This window comes from Fusibacter sp. JL298sf-3 (genome assembly GCF_053842995.1).
This window is the reverse complement of the sequence record NZ_CM132608.1, coordinates 1,567,348-1,584,656: the sequence shown is the minus strand read 5'-3', so window position 1 is coordinate 1,584,656 and position 17,309 is coordinate 1,567,348. Positions and strand designations below refer to the sequence as shown.

The window sequence follows — 17,309 nt, the reverse complement described above, 5'->3', positions numbered from 1 at the left end:
GTTATTTCCTCCTGTTTTTTAAAGTGAGATGTGAAACATAATGTCCCGAAGACTGAACCACTTGCACCAACACCACCAAAATGACGAGAGTGGCAAACATAATGTCCAGTCTGAAACGGTGGTACCCATATCGAATCGCCAGATCGCCAATGCCGCCGCCTCCGACGGCACCAGCCATAGCGGAATACCCAATTAAATTAATCGTCGTCGTCGTAGCGCTTAAAATCAGACTCGGGAGCGCTTCTCTGAGCATGACCCCTACGACGATTTGAGGGGTGGAAGCCCCCATGGCCACCGCCGCCTCTACGACGCCGTCGTCCACCTCGCGTAGCGCACCCTCAGTGAGTCTGGCGAAAAAGGGGACGGCTGCAATAATCAGCGGCAACGTCGCCGCATTGGTGCCGATGGCGGTACCGATGACCAACCGCGTAAACGGCATAATAAAAATCATCAAGATGATAAACGGCAGAGAGCGCATAATGTTCACAAGCCAAGAGAGCGCCTCGTACACCGGTGGACACGACAGCAAGTGTCCCCTTCCGATTAGAGTGAGTAAAATGCCGAGCGGGAGGCCGAGCAAAACCGTAAAGAGCGTCGAGACCCCTACCATGTAGAGGGTTTCCAAAGTGGCGGGAAGTAAGAGATTAAACATGGCACACCTCCGTAATCACCTGATGGGCTTCGAGGGCTTTAAGCGTGTCGGCAATAGCGGCATCGCTTCCCGTCAGAGCCACCGTGAGCTCGCCCACCGTTTGACGGCCGTACGTCTCTATCTTTCCGCTGAGGATGTTCACCGTCACGTCGTGTGTGCGAATGAGCTTGCTGAGCACCGGTTGGTCGACATTGCCTCTTTTAAAAATCAAGTGACAGACCGTGCTGTCTTCGGCGTAGTAGGGCGGCACATCGTCGCTTGAGAAAAACTGCCGCGCCGCTTCGTTCTCAGGTTGCGTAAAGAGCTTAACCGTATCGCCGGACGCCACCACTTCGCCGCCTTCGAGAAGCGTCACTTCGTGACAAATGCGCTTGATGACGTCCATTTCGTGGGTGATGACCACCACAGTGACCCCCAAGTTCTCGTTAATTTCTCGAACGAGGTCGAGAATCTGAGCCGTGGTTAAAGGATCCAGCGCACTGGTCGCTTCGTCACAGAGGAGCACATCGGGGGCATTGGCGAGGGCTCTTGCGATGCCGACCCGCTGTTTTTGGCCACCGCTCAGCTGCGCCGGGTAGGCGTCTGCTTTGTCAGAGAGCCCCGTTAAGGCGAGGAGTTCCACCACGCGGCTTCGAATCTCCTGTTTCGACTTATGCATGATTTCAAGTGGAAAAGCGACGTTGTCAAACACGGTTTTGCTGGAGAGCAAGTTGAAGTTTTGAAAAATCATACCGATTTTTTGGCGTTTTCGCTTTAGCGCAGTGCCTTTGAGTGCCATCATGTTGTCGCCGGCGACGAAGACTGTACCGGCTGTAGGTGTTTCCAATCGATTGATACAGCGTACCAGCGAAGATTTGCCGGCGCCGCTGAGGCCGATGATGCCGTGGATGGTGCCGCGCCCGATGTCAATGGAGACATTTTTGAGGGCCTGTACCTCTCGGTGCTCTTTAATATACGTTTTGCTTAGGTTCTGAATGCTGATCATAAAAATCCTTTCTGTTTCACGAGACGGCTGTACCGCATTGTACCTCGGGTAACGAGTTGTTAATATAGCCCTTATATGGCAAAAAAAGACCCCCTTTGCGTGAAAGGGGGTGTGCTTTCACATCTTTGCAGCTTTCGCTGCCGGAATTGGCACCTAACTTAAAATAGGTTGCCGGGTTTCATCGGGCCGTTCCCTCCACCGCTCTGGATATGATTACTTTATGAAACAACAGGGGTCCTTCGCGTTTTGCCACGAAGTCTGTTGTCAAATTAAAAACATTAGTGATGCCTTGCCGCGTTAAATAGTCGCAGAAAGCCTTTCGGCTCAAATCTTGTTGTTAACAACATTAGTAATGCCTCCGGCATCCCTAACCGCTTTTCGCTGACAGCTTTCCGCGTTGAATAGTCGCAGAAAGCCTTTCGGCTCAAATCTTGTTGTTAAAAAAACCGCTCCTGAAAAACAGAAGCGGTTGCGTACAGTCGTCTCCTTATCTTCAGACATAAAGTCTCTGGAATTAGCACCTAATCCAATAGGTTGCCGGGCGTCGCAGGGCCAGTCCCTCAGCCGCTCTTGATAAGCTAATGAAATTGTTGAATCGAATTATACGCTAGTCGGCACTTACTTGTCAATAGGAATCTTCAAAAAAACGATATGTATACATTATACAAAAACGAAAAACTCTTTAAAACATTGTCACAAGTGCGTCTGGTCACATCTTTTCTAGAGAGAAACTCTTATAATGAGGGGGAAATTTAGACCATCCGAAAAAATTCAAGGAGGCATGCGATAATGTTTAATAAGGGGACATGGGAAGGCGCAATCGACGTACGCGACTTCATTCAAAAAAACTACACGCCTTATCACGGCGACGAAGCGTTTTTAGCGGGTAAGAGCACGCGCACTGAGAAACTTTTTGAACAAGTGGAAACGCTGATTCAAGAGGAAATTGAAAAGGGCATCATCGGCATTGAAACCAAATGTTTTTCAGGCATTGACAAATTCGAAGCCGGCTACATGGACAAAGAAAACGAAGTTATCGTAGGCTTCCAAACCGATGCACCACTCAAGCGCATCATGAACCCATACGGTGGATTCAGAATGCTCGAGCAATCACTCGAGGCTTATGGCTACGACATTGAAGACGCTATGGCGGACGATTTTAAAACGTATAGAAAAACACACAACGAAGGTGTTTTTGACGCCTATACACCGGAAATGAAACAGGCGAGAAGCGTGGGCTTGCTCACGGGACTACCGGATGCTTACGGTAGAGGCAGAATTATCGGCGACTACAGAAGAATTCCACTCTACGGCACAGAGCGCCTCATTGCAGAAAAGCGCAAAGATTTTGTCGCACTTGCAGAAAAGCCTGCTACAGAAGCGGTGATGCGTCTTAGAGAAGAAGTCTCTATGCAGATTAGAGCCCTTAAAGCAATTGAAAACATGGCGTCTAGCTATGGTTACGATATTACAAAGCCGGCACAAAACGCCAAAGAAGCGGTTCAATTTTTCTACTTTGGCTACTTGGCTGCTGTTAAAGAAAACAACGGCGCGGCGATGTCATTGGGGAGAAACACAGCTTTCCTAGACATCTTTATTGAAAAAGACATCGCAGCCGGCGTACTCACTGAAGAAGAAGCTCAAGAGCTGATCGACCAATTGGTTATCAAGTTGAGAATGGTGAGACATTTGAGAACCCCTGAGTACAACACTTTGTTCGCAGGCGATCCGACTTGGGTAACAGAGTCTATCGGCGGTATGGGAACTGACGGCAGAACCCTGGTTACAAAGACGGCGTTCAGATTCCTCCACACTTTGACGAACCTCACACCGGCACCGGAGCCGAACATGACTGTGCTCTGGTCGCAGGAACTGCCGGAAACGTTTAAGCGTTACTGTGCGAAAATGTCTATTGAAACCGGCGCCATTCAGTATGAAAACGACGACTTAATGCGTCCGATCTACGGCGACGACTACGGTATCGCATGCTGCGTATCGCCAATGGGCATCGGTAAAGAAATGCAGTTTTTCGGTGCGAGAGCAAACCTTGGAAAAGCACTTCTATACAGCATCAACGGCGGAAAAGACGAGTTGAAACTCGACAAATCGGGCAACCTCATTGAAGTCATCGGCGGCATCCCGGCTGTTAAAGACGGCGCCCTCGACTTTGAAGAAGTGTACGCCAACTTTAAAGTGGTTATGGAAAAATTGGCAAAGCTCTATGTCAACACCATGAACACCATTCACTACATGCACGATAAATACGCTTACGAAAGTGGTCAATTGGCCCTTCACGATACAGAAGTACACCGCTATATGGCCTTTGGCGTCGCTGGTCTTTCAATTGTCGCAGACTCCTTGAGCGCCATTAAATACGCGAAAGTAACGCCGGTGAGAAACGAACAGGGCGTTGCAGTGGACTTTAAAATCGACGGTGAGTTCCCGACATACGGCAACGACGACGACCGCGTCGACACCTTGGCAAAAGAAGTTCTCGAGTTCTTCACAGCAGAGCTTAAAAAGCACGAGACGTACAGAGAATCCGAGCACACGCTCTCCGTACTCACCATTACGTCAAATGTCGTTTACGGCAAGAAAACAGGCTCTACACCGGACGGTAGAGGCAAAGGCGAGCCGTTTGCACCAGGTGCCAACCCAATGCACGGCAGAGACCACATGGGTGCCCTTGCATCGCTGAACTCCGTTGCGAAAATTCCGTTCCAGTCAGTATGCCAAGACGGTATTTCAAACACTTTCTCCATCGTGCCAACGGCGCTGGGCAGAGAAGATGAAGACCGCTACAAGAACCTCGCGGGTCTCTTAGACGGCTATTTTGGCAAAAAGGCATTCCACTTAAACGTCAACGTCATGTCGAGAGCGCTCTTAGAAGACGCAATGGAAAACCCTTCTAAGTACCCGACGCTGACAATCCGCGTTTCAGGCTATGCGGTGCACTTCAACCGCCTCACAAGAGAGCAGAAGGAAGAGGTAATCGCTAGAACATTCCACGAAAGGGTGTAGGCTATGGCAAAGGCAACTTTACATTCAATAGAAACTATGGGACTTGTCGACGGCCCTGGCATCCGAACCATATTTTTTCTGCAAGGTTGCCCTTTGAGATGCCAATACTGTCACAACCCGGATTCTCAGCACTTTATGGGCGAGAATACCATTACCACAGAGGAAGTCGTCGCCATGGCGACGCGCTATGTGGATTATTATAAAGCCACCGGAGGCGGGGTGACCTTCTCCGGCGGCGAACCTTTAATGCAGGGGGCGTTTCTCGTCGAGACGCTTGCCGCATTAAAATCAAACGGTATCGGCACTTGCATAGACACGTCAGGGTATGGTCTTTCAAAGTATTACGACAGCATCTTTGAAAACACCGATGTGATCTTACTGGATGTGAAGCACGTCGACGCCGCTGACCACGAGCGGTTAATCGGTCGCCCAATGGACGGCGTACTGGAGTTTATAGAGCATCTTAAGCGCTTTGGCGGTCAAATCGTCGTGCGCCACGTGATGGTTCCCGGCGAAACAGACAACGACGAAGCCATGCACAAGTTGTTAAATATTATTAAACCTATTCAGAAAAGTATTGAAAAAATTGAGATTTTACCTTATCATAGAGCTGGTGTTGAAAAATACTCTCAACTGAATTTGCCTTATTTGCTCACAGGTGTCGACGAAATGGACCCTAAGGCGGCAAAGGCTTTTGAGCTCAAGATCAACGAGTGGTTGAGAACAGCAAAAGACGCGAAAGTCGCGGTATAGAAAAGGTGATCTTATAAAAGCGCTCACATGTAATCAGGAAAATTGCATCGACTGTGGGAAAAAATTGTGTATCCACAACATTCCCCTGCTCTCAACGTTGGACTCGGATGAAATCGACAAAATTTCTGCGAGTATTTCGTCGAGGACCTTTAAAAAAGGCGATGTGATTTTTAAAGAAGGTGAGAAAGCCAATCGCTTGTACATCATTTGTAGAGGTCAGGCCAAAGTTTTTAAAAATACTTTGGACGGCAAAGAGCAGATTCTTTACCTGCTTTCCGACGGCGATTTTTTCGGTGCGTTTAACTTGCTTAAAGAAGATGAGTTCGACTCCAGTTGTGTTGCGCTGGAATCGACGCATATCAGTATGCTTGCTAAATCGGCATTTGACGCCATTATACTGTCGAATCCCGAAATAACATTAAAAATTTTTGAAAAAGCTTACGAGCGCATTCAGAAAGCGGAGACATTGGTGTCTCGGTTGTCCAGTGGCAATCCGGATTCCAAAGTGCTCGGGTTGCTCTTTGACCTCGCCAACGACCACGGTCGGACGACGCCGAAAGGGGTTCTGCTGGAACTCTCCATGAATAGAGAGGAACTCGGCAGCTACGCCGGCATTGCGCGAGAAACCATGTCGAGAAAGCTCAAAGTCTTTCAAGAGGCGGGGCTTATACAGCTTATAGGCGCTAAAAAAATACTCATATACGACATCGCACAGTTGAGGGCGATGATCAAATAGAACTGCCGAATAAACCTGTTCGGCAGTTTTTTTATGCGCTGAACGGGTATATAGCCTTTTGAAAAGGAGGTGTCCACGTGTCTTATACGATTTTACTGGTAGACGATGTAAAAGTGAATCGCGTCATCATGGAAAATGTCATTAAGAAAAAAATGGGGAATTATCGTTTTGAACACGCCAAAAATGGGCGTGAAGCTCTGGAGTTTGTGCTCAAACAATCCATTGATCTCATTGTTCTGGATTTGATGATGCCGGAAGTGGATGGCTTTAAAGTTCTGAAAATACTGAAGCAAAATCCTCTTACACGGGATATTCCCGTGATTGTCTACACGGCGGCGCACGACCTCGTGAGCATTGAAAAGACGCTTGAACTCGGCGCATTGGACTTTTTCTTCAAGCCGTTGACACAGACCGAAATTCAGATTATCGTGCCGCTTAAAGTACAAAACGCTTTAAAATATTATGAACAGCAAAAGAAGATTACCAAGGATATTGAAGTGGCAAGGGCCCTTCAAGGCGCCATGGTTAAAATTGAAGACGACTTATCACCATATGTGGTGGATTATTTGTATTACCCTTCAGCAGGCGTCAGCGGCGACATGTTTGATTTCGTCAAGGCAGATGCGGAAACTCTCTGGGTGATTATTGCCGATGTCATGGGCCACGGTGTCGCCTCTGCGATGTTGTCAACGATGGTAAAGGTGATGTTTCGCTACGCCGTTGAGCGCCACACACAGCCCGATGCGGTACTGTCAGAGATGAATCGATTCTTTTGTCACCTCTTTGACAAAGACAACGCGATGAATTTCACCGCTTTCGTCTGTAAAATCGATGAGACGACGCTTTCCTATTCCAGTGCCGGTCACCCGTACCCACTGGTCTTAAAGGCGGACGGCAGCTGTAAGAGTCTGGCACTGTCCGGGTTTATGGCGGGCCTCTTTGACGATGCGACTTACGAACTGCGAACGGAACCTTTTGAGCGCGGCGATCGTTTGTTTTGTTACACAGACGGCCTTTACGATGCGGGGTACGACACGACGAAAGTGCGCGTACTGTCCGACGATATGCGGCATATTGTGAAAACGTTGCCGTGGGAGGCGCTTTCCGCGGACATGTGGCTGGACAGGTTGCTGAAGTTTTTTAAGGTCGACCAAATCGACGACATCTCAGATGATATTGCCGTCTTTATGGTGGCGCGCGACGGGGTTTAAGAACGAAAGGGAAAACCGAATCTCATGCGGTTTATGCACATTAAATGTTTAAACGCCTAAAACTGGTGTATAAAATTCTTAGGGTGTTTAGGAGAAAAAGTGGAGGACCGCATACCGACTGTTCTTAAAACAAAATCAGCGTTAAGCGCTTGCCGCAACAGCAGAATAGATGACAAAAGGGAGCGGAAGGTAGCCTGTGCTACCGTGCGCTTTTTTTTATACGGCAACCGTCGGTCGGGAGTTGAGCCAAAGTACGTGGTGTAAAAAGAGAGGTGATCAAGTTGTCCAATAATTTTGAAAATGAGCCGATGCTCGAAGTCTATATGTTTGAAACAGAGCAGCAAATTGAAAAAATAGAATATATCGTGCTCGAAAGTGAAAAGAATATGGCCTTCAGCGAAGAGGGCGTCAACGAAATATTCAGATGTATGCACACCATAAAAGGCTCTTCCGCTATGATGTTGTTCGATACCATAGCAACAGTGGCGCACAAACTCGAAGATGTGTTTTACTTTATCAGAGAGAAAAAGCCCGATGACCTCCCGTTTAGCGAGCTTTCGGATATCGTCCTCGAAGGCGTCGACTTTATCAAAGTCGAAGTTGCTAAGATTAAAAATCAGGACGACTTAGACGGTGACGCAGAAGGGTTAATTGAAAAAGTCGCCGGGCTTTTAAAGACGCTGAAAGGCGAGAAAGTTGAAGAGGCTGTCGCCGCACCGGAGCCGGAGCGGATACAGTATTACATCCCTCAAGATAAGAAGGCGAAGGGAGAGAGCAACTACTATTACGCCAAAGTTTATTTTCAAGAGGGCTGTGAAATGGAGAACATCAGAGCCTACACATTAGTTTTCGGATTAACAGATTTAGCAGAAGAAGTCTATTACATACCAAATGATATTGCAGAAAACGAAGCCTCCGCATTTGTAATTAGAGAAAATGGATTTGACCTTTACATCAAGTCGGAGGAATCGCTTGAAAAATTGGAAGCGCATTTTAAAGAGGCTGTCTTCCTCGACCGGATGGACATTAAGGAAGTGGATGAAAGCGCTTTTGAACCGTTTGTGGAGAAACCCGTCGTCGAGACCCTTACGGCACCGAAGGAAGAAATAAAAGTTCCGAAGATCGAAAAGAAGGCGTCGAAGCAACCTGTTAAAGAGTCGTCGACCTCCAAGCATATGATCAGTGTTCACGTGGAGAAGCTCGATCGTTTGATGAACATGGTTGGTGAGCTGGTGATTTCAGAGGCGATGGTAACGCAGAACCCATCCGTTTTGAACAACGCCACAGAGGGCTTTTTAAAATCCTCTCGCATGCTTCATAAAATAACAGGCGAGTTACAGGATATGGTGATGTCTATACGGATGGTGCCTCTGTCGACGACGTTTATGAAGATGCACCGCATCGTGCGGGACATGTGTAAAAAGCTCGACAAACAAGTGGAATTACAACTCTCCGGCGAGGAGACCGAAGTGGATAAAAACATCATTGAACACATATCGGATCCTTTTATTCACATTATACGCAACGCCATTGACCACGGCATTGAAGAAGAACAGGTCAGGGAAGAGAAAGGCAAAGCCAAAGCAGGGCATATCTATCTGGAAGCTAAAAATGTCGGCAGCGATGTGCACATTGTCATACGAGACGACGGTAAGGGGCTGAATCGAGAGCGGATTTTGGAAAAGGCCAAAGAGAATCACTTGCTCACAAAACCCGAGGAAGAACTGTCGGACCGGGAAATTTACAACCTGATTCTATTGCCCGGTTTTTCAACCAAAGAAGAGATTTCCGAGTTTTCAGGCCGTGGCGTAGGCATGGACGTCGTCGTCAAAAAACTCGAATCCGTGGGCGGCACAGTGGTCGTCGAAAGCGAACCGGATGTGGGGACGACGATTACCATGAAGATTCCGCTGACGTTGGCCATTGTCGAGGGAATGAATCTCCGCGTGGGCAATTCGCGCTACACAGTGCCCCTGACGGCAATTAAAGAGTCGTTTAGACCGAAGACTGAAGACTGTATCGTCGATCCAGACGGCAACGAAATGGTCATGGTGAGGGGGGAATGTTTCCCAATCCTGAGATTACATGCGCTGTACGGTGTAAAAAACGCCGTGGAAAGGCTTGAAGACGGCATTCTGATTATGGTTGAGCAAGACGAACGGGTGATTTGCCTCTTTGCTGATGAGTTGTTGGGACAACAGCAAGTGGTGGTAAAATCGTTGCCCGAATACGTTCGCAAACTTAAAAATATACTGGGACTTTCCGGCTGTACCCTCCTCGGAGACGGGAGTATCAGCCTAATACTCGACATAGCGGGTCTAACTGGACTCCGCGTAAGGTGATAAGGAGGCACTTATGGAAAAATCAAATAAGGATTTGTTGACTGAAGAAGATACGCAAAAAGGCAAGTACCTTACATTTGATTTGGGCGAAGAATCTTATGGCATCGGCATTGAGTACGTCACAGAGATTATCGGCATACTTCCAATCACAGAAGTCCCCGAGTTGCCTGAATACATCAGAGGCATTATGAATCTAAGAGGGCGGATTATCCCCGTAATGGACATGCGCCTGAGGTTTAGAAAAGAATTTGTCCCCTACAATGAAAGGACTTGTATCATCGTTATAGAAATTGAAGAGAGCGCCATCGGCCTCATTGTCGACAGCGTTTCAGAAGTGACGACAATATTGGATGGCGACATTGTCGAGAAGCCGGTGCTTTCGTCTGGAACGGCAAACAAGTACATCAAATGTATCGGTAAAGTGGACAATCACGTCAAATTGCTTTTGGATTGTGAAAAACTGTTGAGTGCTTCCGACTTAGAAGCATTTGAAGGTTTGGAAGCATTTTAAGGAGGTAGAACACATGGGTTGGTATCGCAATATGAAAATAGGAACGAAATTGGTGGTGGCATTTTTAATCGTCGCCTTAATCGCCGGTGGCATCGGCCTTCTCGGCATATACAACATCAGAAAAGTACAGGAAAACGATAGGACATCGTACCGCCGCATGACGGTGCCCCTCGGCGAGATGATTTACGTCGCCGAGTCTTTCCAGCGGATGCGCGGCAACCTAAAAGACATGGTCTTGGCGACCGCTCAAAACGATATTGAAGATTTTGAAGCGCGTATTCAACAGCGCAACGCGGAGTTTACTGAAAATCTATTAAGCATCCAAGAGACATTGCTAACCGATGAAGGCAAGCAAACAGTCGATCGGATATTCGAAGAGAAAATCAACTATGACAAACATGCTGAAACCGTTATCGCGTTGGCAAAGGAAAACCGAGACGATCAAGCTATGGCACTCCTCAACGGTGAAATGGCAGCGATTCGAAAAAATATCGAAACGGATTATCGAGACATCATTGCCGCTAAAATCGAGATGGCAAAGCGTTCAGCAGACACCAACGAAGCTACAACAGAAACTTCTGTTACCACGACTTTAATTCTCATCGTCTTAGGCATGCTGTTGTCTATCGGCCTCGGGTACTTTATTTCGAGAAGCATCAAACGGCCGATTTATCAAATGGTCGACGCCGCAGAAAAAATGGCCAACGGCGATCTCGATGTACACGTCAACGTCAATTCCAAAGACGAAATCGGGATTCTCGCTTCGGCATTTGAGCGCATGGCGGAAAATGTCAACGAAGTTATGTCGAACATCAACGCCGCTTCTGAGCAAGTGGCCGCAGGGTCCAGCCAAGTTTCCGATTCGAGCATGTCCCTCTCTCAAGGGGCCACTGAACAAGCCAGCTCGATAGAAGAACTCACCGCTTCAATAGAGGAGATTTCTTCCCAGACAAAGCTCAACGCCGAACACGCCCAAGAGGCCAACGACCTCTCAGACGAAGCAAAGAGCAACGCGGTAAAAGGCAATGTTCAAATGCGGGAAATGCTCATGTCCATGGAAGAAATCAACGAGTCGTCCAACAATATTTCTAAGATTATCAAAGTCATTGACGAAATTGCTTTCCAAACCAATATACTGGCGCTGAACGCCGCTGTTGAAGCCGCTAGGGCAGGTCAACACGGCAAGGGCTTTGCCGTAGTCGCCGAAGAAGTTCGGAATTTAGCCGCGCGCTCGGCCAATGCGGCAAAAGAAACGACGACGATGATCGAGGGCTCAATTAAGAAAGTCGAAGGTGGCACAGCTATCGCCAACGAGACGGCAGAAGCGCTTGAAGCTATAGTGGACAGCATTGAACGCGTTTCTCAACTGGTAAGCGACATCGCTGTTGCGTCGACAGAACAGGCACAAGGCGTCGAGCAGATCAACCAAGGTATCAATCAGATCGCCGACGTGGTGCAGACCACTTCTGCCACTTCTGAAGAAACTGCGGCAGCCAGCGAAGAACTGTCCAGTCAGGCAGATATGCTGAAAGATCAAGTGATGCGCTTCAAACTTAGAAACCGAGGAACCGCTTCAAAGACACCTCAAAAGTTGTTAGATGACCCTTACGCGTATGATGATGAGCCGAAAGCAGAGGCCCCGAAGAAGCGTATCGTACTCAGTGACAACGACTTTGGGAAGTACTGATGATTGATATCAGCGATAAAGAGTTCGATCAGATGGCGGCTTTTATTAAAGAGAATTACGGCATCCATCTGAAAAAAGAAAAAAAGGCCATGATGATTGGCCGATTGCATAAAGTCTTGATGTCGAAGGGTGTCGACAATTTCTCAGAGTACTACAAGTACCTCAAAAGTGACTCAACGGGCTTTGCTGTGGCAGAGCTCGTCGATCGCATCTCTACGAACCACACGTATTTTATGAGAGAGTCCGAGCACTTCGAGTACTTCAAGGACCAGGTGTTGCCGTTTTACAAACAAAATTTAAGACGGCGAGATTTGCGCATTTGGTGCGCTGCCAGCTCCAGTGGCGAAGAGCCCTATACGTTGGCGATGATTATCAGAGACGCCTTTGAAGATGTTTTGCCCCTTTGGGACACGAAAATTCTCGCCACGGACATCTCCAGTGAAGCTCTGGAAAAAGCCAGACAGGGCGTCTACGACAACGATCGACTGGCACCACTGCCTAAAAAGTGGTTGAACCAGTATTTTATGCGGCACGATTTAACGCATATGAAAGTGAGGGATCCGATTAAGCGTCAGGTGATTTTCAGACGTCTGAATCTCATGGATTACCCTTTTCCTTTTAAGCAGAAAATGCACGTCATCTTCTGCCGCAATGTGATGATTTATTTTGACCAGCAGACAAAAGACCGCCTTATACGGGAGTTTTACAATTTGCTGGAAGATGGCGGGTACTTGTTTATCGGCCATTCAGAATCCATCGGCAGACGCGGCAACCCTTTTAAATACGTTTGTCCTTCAGTTTACAGAAAAATATAGCTAAGGGGGAGGGGCTCTTTGAAAAAAATAAAAGTACTTATTTTAGACGACAGTATCGTTTTTAGAGAAGTGCTAAGCAGAAATTTATCCAAAGAAAGTAGTCTACGCGTTGTGGGAACTGCTGAAAATCCTTATGATGCCGTCGAGCTTATCGAGCGATTTAACCCCGATGTCATCACTTGTGATGTGCAGATGCCCAAGATGGACGGCATTGAGTTTATCAGGCAATTGATGCCGCAACATCCCGTTCCGATTATTGTCATCAGCGCCATTGGAGATTCGGTATTCGACGCTATGGACGCTGGGGCGGTGGATTTTGTATCGAAGCCCGGTGGACAGTCGAAGCGGGACTACGACGGCTTTATCAGCGAGATTATAGAGAAGATTCAAGTGGCGGCGCGTGCCAAAGTGAAGCGTCATCACGGCGAGCTGAAAAAGGCGGTTCCCGCCGAATCCAAACCGTCGTGCAACCGCATCATCGCCATAGGCGCCTCCACTGGCGGCACAGAAGCCATACACAAGATTCTCAAAGCGCTGCCCAAAGAAATTCCGGGTATCGTCGTCGTTCAACACATCCCACCGATGTTTTCGAAGATGTTTGCCGAGCGCTTAAACGTCCAGACGGGGCTGGAAGTTCTCGAAGCGAAAACCGGTGATCGGGTGTTGCCTGGACGGGTGATTATCGCGCCGGGAGACCGGCATATGAAAGTGGTGAAACAGGGCGACGGGTTTAAAGTTGACGTATTTTCCGGTGAGAAAGTCAACGGACACTGTCCGTCTGTGGACGTGTTGTTTCAGTCAATCTCGAAAGTCGCGGGAACCAACGCTCTCGGTGTGATACTTACCGGCATGGGGTACGACGGCGCCAAAGGGCTTTTGAGTATGCGACGGCACAAATCATTTACCCTTGGTCAAGATGAAAAGTCCTCAGTGGTTTACGGCATGCCCAAAGTGGCGTATGAAGTAGGGAGCGTGGTAAAGCAACTGCCGCTTGAAGACATGCCACGCGCCATTATGAACTGGGTCAAATCTTGAGTGGCATCTACCATGTGGGCATTGGCGGTTTGCAGTTTGCCCAAGGAGAAGGTCAGCTGGTAACACATGCGCTCGGCAGCTGCATCGCCGTGGTGTTGTATGAGGAAAAGAGCGCCATCGGGGCCATGATTCACGCTGTTTTGCCGACGAAGGGCGCGTACACGGCAGCAGACAGCCGTCGCGGGTACTATGTGGACACCGGTTTGACACAGATGATTCAACAATTTTTAAGACGGTCAGAAGTAGAACCTCAGAAAGTATATTGTGCGCTGGTCGGTGGCACTGACAGTTCAGTGGCGGATCCATTTAAAGTGGGCCTGAGGAATGTGGAGATGGCACAAGCCGTTTTAAAGGCTCACACCATTGTACCGGACTATATCGAAACCGGTGGCATGCTGAGCAGAACAGTCATTTTTAGTTTTGATGACAGGGCGTTGACGGTTTTAAGGCAAAAAATAATGGGCTAGGTGGGCTATGTGGGACTTATTACTCGATAAAAATAAAAATTGGCTGGCGTCGACACTTACAAGCGTCGCCGATGCAATTGTAACGACGAATCAAAGTGGCGTGGTGACGTTTTGTAACGATTACGCCTGTGCGTTAATCGGCCTTGACATGTTAGAAATTCTAGGCCGTTCTTTTCACGAGGTCTTTACCGTTTACGTAGAGAGCGAGGCGCGCCCACTCCTCTTCTTTGACTGTACAACGGAAACAGCTTTTTACACAGAGGGGCTTCCCAAGGGCGCGTATTTGCTCAGTGCGGCTAAAGAAAAAACCTATCTATCGGCAAAGATGACGGTGCTTCAGTCCAAAGTTGAAGGCTTTCTCGGGTTTGTTTTGGTGTTTCGAAACATCACCAATATTATCGCCACGGAAAAGCAAGTACAACGAGAAAAAGAGAGTTTGGAGCGCATGTTTGACATTCTGCCGACGGGGATGGTAATCCTCAACCGGGAACTAAAAGTCGTAAAGGTAAACCCGACTTTTCTCAAGGCGTTTCATCAAGTGGAGAGCGACGTTTATGAAAAGACATTGGGCGAGGCCATAAGATGCGCTTGGCGTTTAGAAAAGGGCTGTGGTCAGTCACACCGGTGCAAATTTTGTGAGTTTAGGGAATTGATTGCCCGATTGAACCACGAACACCAAATGATTCGCAATGAACGGGTGGAAATAACCGTTGTCAAGGGCGAGCGTTTCGTCAGCAAATGGGTCAATGTCAATGTTATGCCCATTAGCCTGGAAGACAACTGGTGCTACTTGATGACGGTCGACGACGTTACAGACAGCGTCTATCATGAAAGGGCGCTGGAAGAAGCGCGGAATAACAGTTTGCTCCTACTCGACAATCTGCCTGTGATGATTTTTAGATACAGCTCCAATGAAGAATGTACCTTTGTAAATCAAACTTTTAGAGGGTACTTGGAGATGACGATGGAAGTCGGCGCCTTTGATCACTTTTTAGAAGACAAGATGTCCGCAGAGGATTATGCGCACTTTAGACGGCATTTAAACCATTGTTTTTACGAACACAAAGTGTGCAAGTTTGAAACGGCCATTCGCTCTAAAACCGGTGAATTCAGGTCGATGTTGACCTTGATGACGCCGCTGATTGAAGACGAGCTGGGACTCGCCGGTGTCATCGGCATATTCTTGGACATACACGAAATGAAGACTGCAAAGGCTCTCTATGAGAAGAGTCAGACCAAGTATCAATTGCTCTTTGAAAATCTCGAGTCGAGCATGAGCTATCACCGCGTGATTAAAGATGAAGGCGACCGCGTGGTCGATTTTGAGATAATCGAGACGAATCCCGCCACAGAGCAACTCTTTGGGGAAACTTCGGCGGGGTGGAAAGGCAAGAAGCTTTCAGAGATTGCCAGTTTTCCAGAGGCGCTAAAGGCAAAATTGCTCAACCGCTTTGGAAAGGCGTTGACGGATAACGTCAGCATACGGCTCAGCGATTTGTATTTTGAACCGATTAAAAAATGGATTGACATCTCTATATACTCGCCTGAAAAAGATTACGTCGCCGTCCTCGCGTCGGATGTGGACTTTCAAAAGCGCGCAGAACTGGAACTCAAGGCTTCAAAGGAGCGATTTGAAGAAGCCAGTCGGGCGAAAAGCGATTTTCTGGCCAATATGAGCCATGAAATTAGAACGCCGCTGAACGGCATTGTCGGCATGATTGATTTGACACTTTTAGAGGCGCTTTCAGAAGAACAGAGAGAAAACCTCTATACGGCAAAGGATTGCGTGAAGACGTTAATGGACATTATTAACGACGTCTTGGAGTTCTCCAAAATAGAAGCGGGGAAACTCACCATTAAACCGGAGAACATCGATGTTAAAGCGCTTATAGACGCTACAGTTAAGCCCCATGTCCCGCACGCTGAAATAAAGGCTGTAGAGCTCGGCGTCTCTTATTTGACGCCGATGACGCCGTTGCTCGTTGGAGATGGCAAGCGTATCAGGCAAGTGCTGAACAACCTCATCAGCAATGCGGTTAAGTTTACAGAAAGCGGATCGGTTGACGTACTGGTTCGAGAAGAAGTCACCGCTATGCTGGATACATTTGCGCTCCATGTAAAAGTGGTGGACACCGGCATCGGAATTCCAGAGTCCAAGCAACACCAGCTCTTCAAAAGCTTTACTCAAATTGATGGGTCGTATACGCGGCAATACGGCGGCACGGGACTCGGCCTCGTTATCTCCAAGCAGTTGATTGAACTCATGGGCGGTGCCATCAGCTTTAAGAGCGACCCCGGTAAAGGCAGTACCTTCGAATTTTCTGTGCCGCTGAAACTCAGTACGTCGTTTAAAAAGGAAAGCGATGTCCAGGCACCAAAAATTGAACACTTTGAAGGCGTGCGGTTGCTGTTAGTAGAAGACGACCGCGTGAATCAAGTGGTCATGAGGAAAATTCTCGACAGAATGAAAATTTTAGTTGATTATGCGGAAAACGGCAAGATTGCCGTTGCCAAATGGGAAGAAAATGTGTACGACTTGATTTTTATGGACATTCAAATGCCGGAAATGGACGGGATAGCGGCGACCAAACGCATTCGGACGCTCGAAAAGAGAAGCGGACGAAAAAAGACGCCGATAATCGCACTAACGGCCTATGCTTTAGAAGGGGACGAGGCGATTTTCATGGCCAGTGGCATGGACGGCTATATGTCGAAACCCGTACAGAGCGCAACCCTTACCAAAGTTATTAAAAAATACACCAAGTCGCCAGAAGTAGACGTGTTGCTCAAAGAGCGCATAGAAGCTTTTGAGACAGAGCAGAAGCTTAAGTTAAAAGCTGAAGACGTACACAAGGCCAATCGCAGACTTGAAATGATTCTTACACACTTGACTGTAGAAGACTGGGGCGCTCTGGAGTCGGAAGCACACGGTCTCAAACAGACGTTTGAAAAAATGGGGGCAGAGGAACTGAAACAGTTGGCGTTTAAAATGGAACTCGAAATAAGGAAAGAGCGTCTGAGCGAAGCGACGACCATCGCCGAGCAGATTAATAATATATTGGGGATGTTTGAGTATCCCGATGCATAGGAGGGT

13 protein-coding genes and 2 riboswitches are annotated in these 17,309 nt (G+C 47.9%); of the genes, 11 read left to right on the top strand and 2 right to left on the bottom strand.

All coding sequences use genetic code 11. From position 1 onward, the window contains the following. Position 1 precedes the first annotated feature (1 nt). Together ACR6HW_RS07690 and ACR6HW_RS07685 are read right to left on the bottom strand one after the other, a co-directional pair. A complete protein-coding gene (locus ACR6HW_RS07690) occupies positions 2-652 on the bottom strand; it encodes a methionine ABC transporter permease (RefSeq protein ID WP_455730567.1) in 651 nt (216 codons plus the stop codon). Continuing rightward, positions 645-1,637, bottom strand: coding sequence for a methionine ABC transporter ATP-binding protein (locus tag ACR6HW_RS07685; protein WP_455730566.1), 993 nt, complete (start codon positions 1,635-1,637; stop codon positions 645-647). The genes ACR6HW_RS07690 and ACR6HW_RS07685 overlap by 8 nt, the downstream gene beginning before the upstream one ends. 116 nt (positions 1,638-1,753) lie before the next feature. Next, a riboswitch (SAM riboswitch) is annotated at positions 1,754-1,851 on the bottom strand. 270 nt (positions 1,852-2,121) lie between these two features. Next, positions 2,122-2,217: riboswitch (SAM riboswitch) on the bottom strand. A 209-nt stretch (positions 2,218-2,426) separates the two neighbouring features. Between ACR6HW_RS07685 and pflB the strand changes: the two genes are divergently transcribed. The 11 genes from pflB to ACR6HW_RS07630 all read left to right on the top strand — a co-directional run bounded on the left by pflB (position 2,427) and on the right by ACR6HW_RS07630 (position 17,303). Then, positions 2,427-4,658, top strand: a complete 2,232-nt coding sequence (pflB, locus tag ACR6HW_RS07680) for a formate C-acetyltransferase (RefSeq protein WP_455730565.1) — start codon at positions 2,427-2,429, stop codon at positions 4,656-4,658. 3 nt (positions 4,659-4,661) lie between these two features. Then, a complete protein-coding gene (pflA, locus tag ACR6HW_RS07675) occupies positions 4,662-5,411 on the top strand; it encodes a pyruvate formate-lyase-activating protein (protein WP_455730564.1) in 750 nt (249 codons plus the stop codon). A 97-nt stretch (positions 5,412-5,508) separates the two neighbouring features. After that, positions 5,509-6,147 carry a Crp/Fnr family transcriptional regulator gene (locus tag ACR6HW_RS07670; RefSeq protein WP_455730563.1) on the top strand — a complete coding sequence of 213 codons (639 nt, stop codon included), beginning with the start codon at positions 5,509-5,511 and terminating at the stop codon, positions 6,145-6,147. A gap of 77 nt (positions 6,148-6,224) precedes the next feature. Next, entirely contained in the window at positions 6,225-7,358 is a 1,134-nt protein-coding gene (locus ACR6HW_RS07665) for a SpoIIE family protein phosphatase (protein WP_455730562.1), read from the top strand. 281 nt (positions 7,359-7,639) lie between these two features. Then, the gene (locus ACR6HW_RS07660) at positions 7,640-9,700 is read left to right on the top strand and encodes a chemotaxis protein CheW (protein ID WP_455730561.1); all 2,061 of its coding nucleotides are present in this window, start codon (positions 7,640-7,642) and stop codon (positions 9,698-9,700) included. A gap of 13 nt (positions 9,701-9,713) precedes the next feature. Then, positions 9,714-10,211 (top strand): chemotaxis protein CheW, encoded by a 498-nt coding sequence (locus ACR6HW_RS07655; RefSeq protein ID WP_455730560.1) that lies wholly within the window; start codon positions 9,714-9,716, stop codon positions 10,209-10,211. A gap of 13 nt (positions 10,212-10,224) precedes the next feature. Further along, positions 10,225-11,898, top strand: coding sequence for a methyl-accepting chemotaxis protein (locus ACR6HW_RS07650; RefSeq protein ID WP_455730559.1), 1,674 nt, complete (start codon positions 10,225-10,227; stop codon positions 11,896-11,898). Continuing rightward, the gene (locus ACR6HW_RS07645) at positions 11,898-12,713 is read left to right on the top strand and encodes a CheR family methyltransferase (protein ID WP_455730558.1); all 816 of its coding nucleotides are present in this window, start codon (positions 11,898-11,900) and stop codon (positions 12,711-12,713) included. Before ACR6HW_RS07650 ends, ACR6HW_RS07645 begins: the two co-directional genes overlap by 1 nt. Positions 12,714-12,731: 18 nt before the next feature. Further along, positions 12,732-13,748: a protein-glutamate methylesterase/protein-glutamine glutaminase gene (locus ACR6HW_RS07640; protein WP_455730557.1), complete on the top strand. Its 1,017-nt coding sequence runs from the start codon at positions 12,732-12,734 to the stop codon at positions 13,746-13,748. Continuing rightward, positions 13,745-14,215: a chemotaxis protein CheD gene (locus tag ACR6HW_RS07635; protein ID WP_455730556.1), complete on the top strand. Its 471-nt coding sequence runs from the start codon at positions 13,745-13,747 to the stop codon at positions 14,213-14,215. Before ACR6HW_RS07640 ends, ACR6HW_RS07635 begins: the two co-directional genes overlap by 4 nt. Positions 14,216-14,222: 7 nt before the next feature. Next, on the top strand, positions 14,223-17,303 hold the full coding sequence (locus ACR6HW_RS07630; RefSeq protein ID WP_455730555.1) for an ATP-binding protein: 3,081 nt from the start codon (positions 14,223-14,225) through the stop codon (positions 17,301-17,303). Positions 17,304-17,309: the final 6 nt, after the last annotated feature.

Coding starts and splice junctions, on each gene's coding strand:
- ACR6HW_RS07685 (WP_455730566.1), bottom strand. CDS start 1,637: ATGATCAGCATTCAGAACCTAAGCAAAACGTATATTAAAGAGCACCGA.
- pflA (WP_455730564.1), top strand. CDS start 4,662: ATGGCAAAGGCAACTTTACATTCAATAGAAACTATGGGACTTGTCGAC.
- ACR6HW_RS07655 (WP_455730560.1), top strand. CDS start 9,714: ATGGAAAAATCAAATAAGGATTTGTTGACTGAAGAAGATACGCAAAAA.
- ACR6HW_RS07650 (WP_455730559.1), top strand. CDS start 10,225: ATGGGTTGGTATCGCAATATGAAAATAGGAACGAAATTGGTGGTGGCA.
- ACR6HW_RS07690 (WP_455730567.1), bottom strand. CDS start 652: ATGTTTAATCTCTTACTTCCCGCCACTTTGGAAACCCTCTACATGGTA.
- pflB (WP_455730565.1), top strand. CDS start 2,427: ATGTTTAATAAGGGGACATGGGAAGGCGCAATCGACGTACGCGACTTC.
- ACR6HW_RS07630 (WP_455730555.1), top strand. CDS start 14,223: ATGTGGGACTTATTACTCGATAAAAATAAAAATTGGCTGGCGTCGACA.
- ACR6HW_RS07645 (WP_455730558.1), top strand. CDS start 11,898: ATGATTGATATCAGCGATAAAGAGTTCGATCAGATGGCGGCTTTTATT.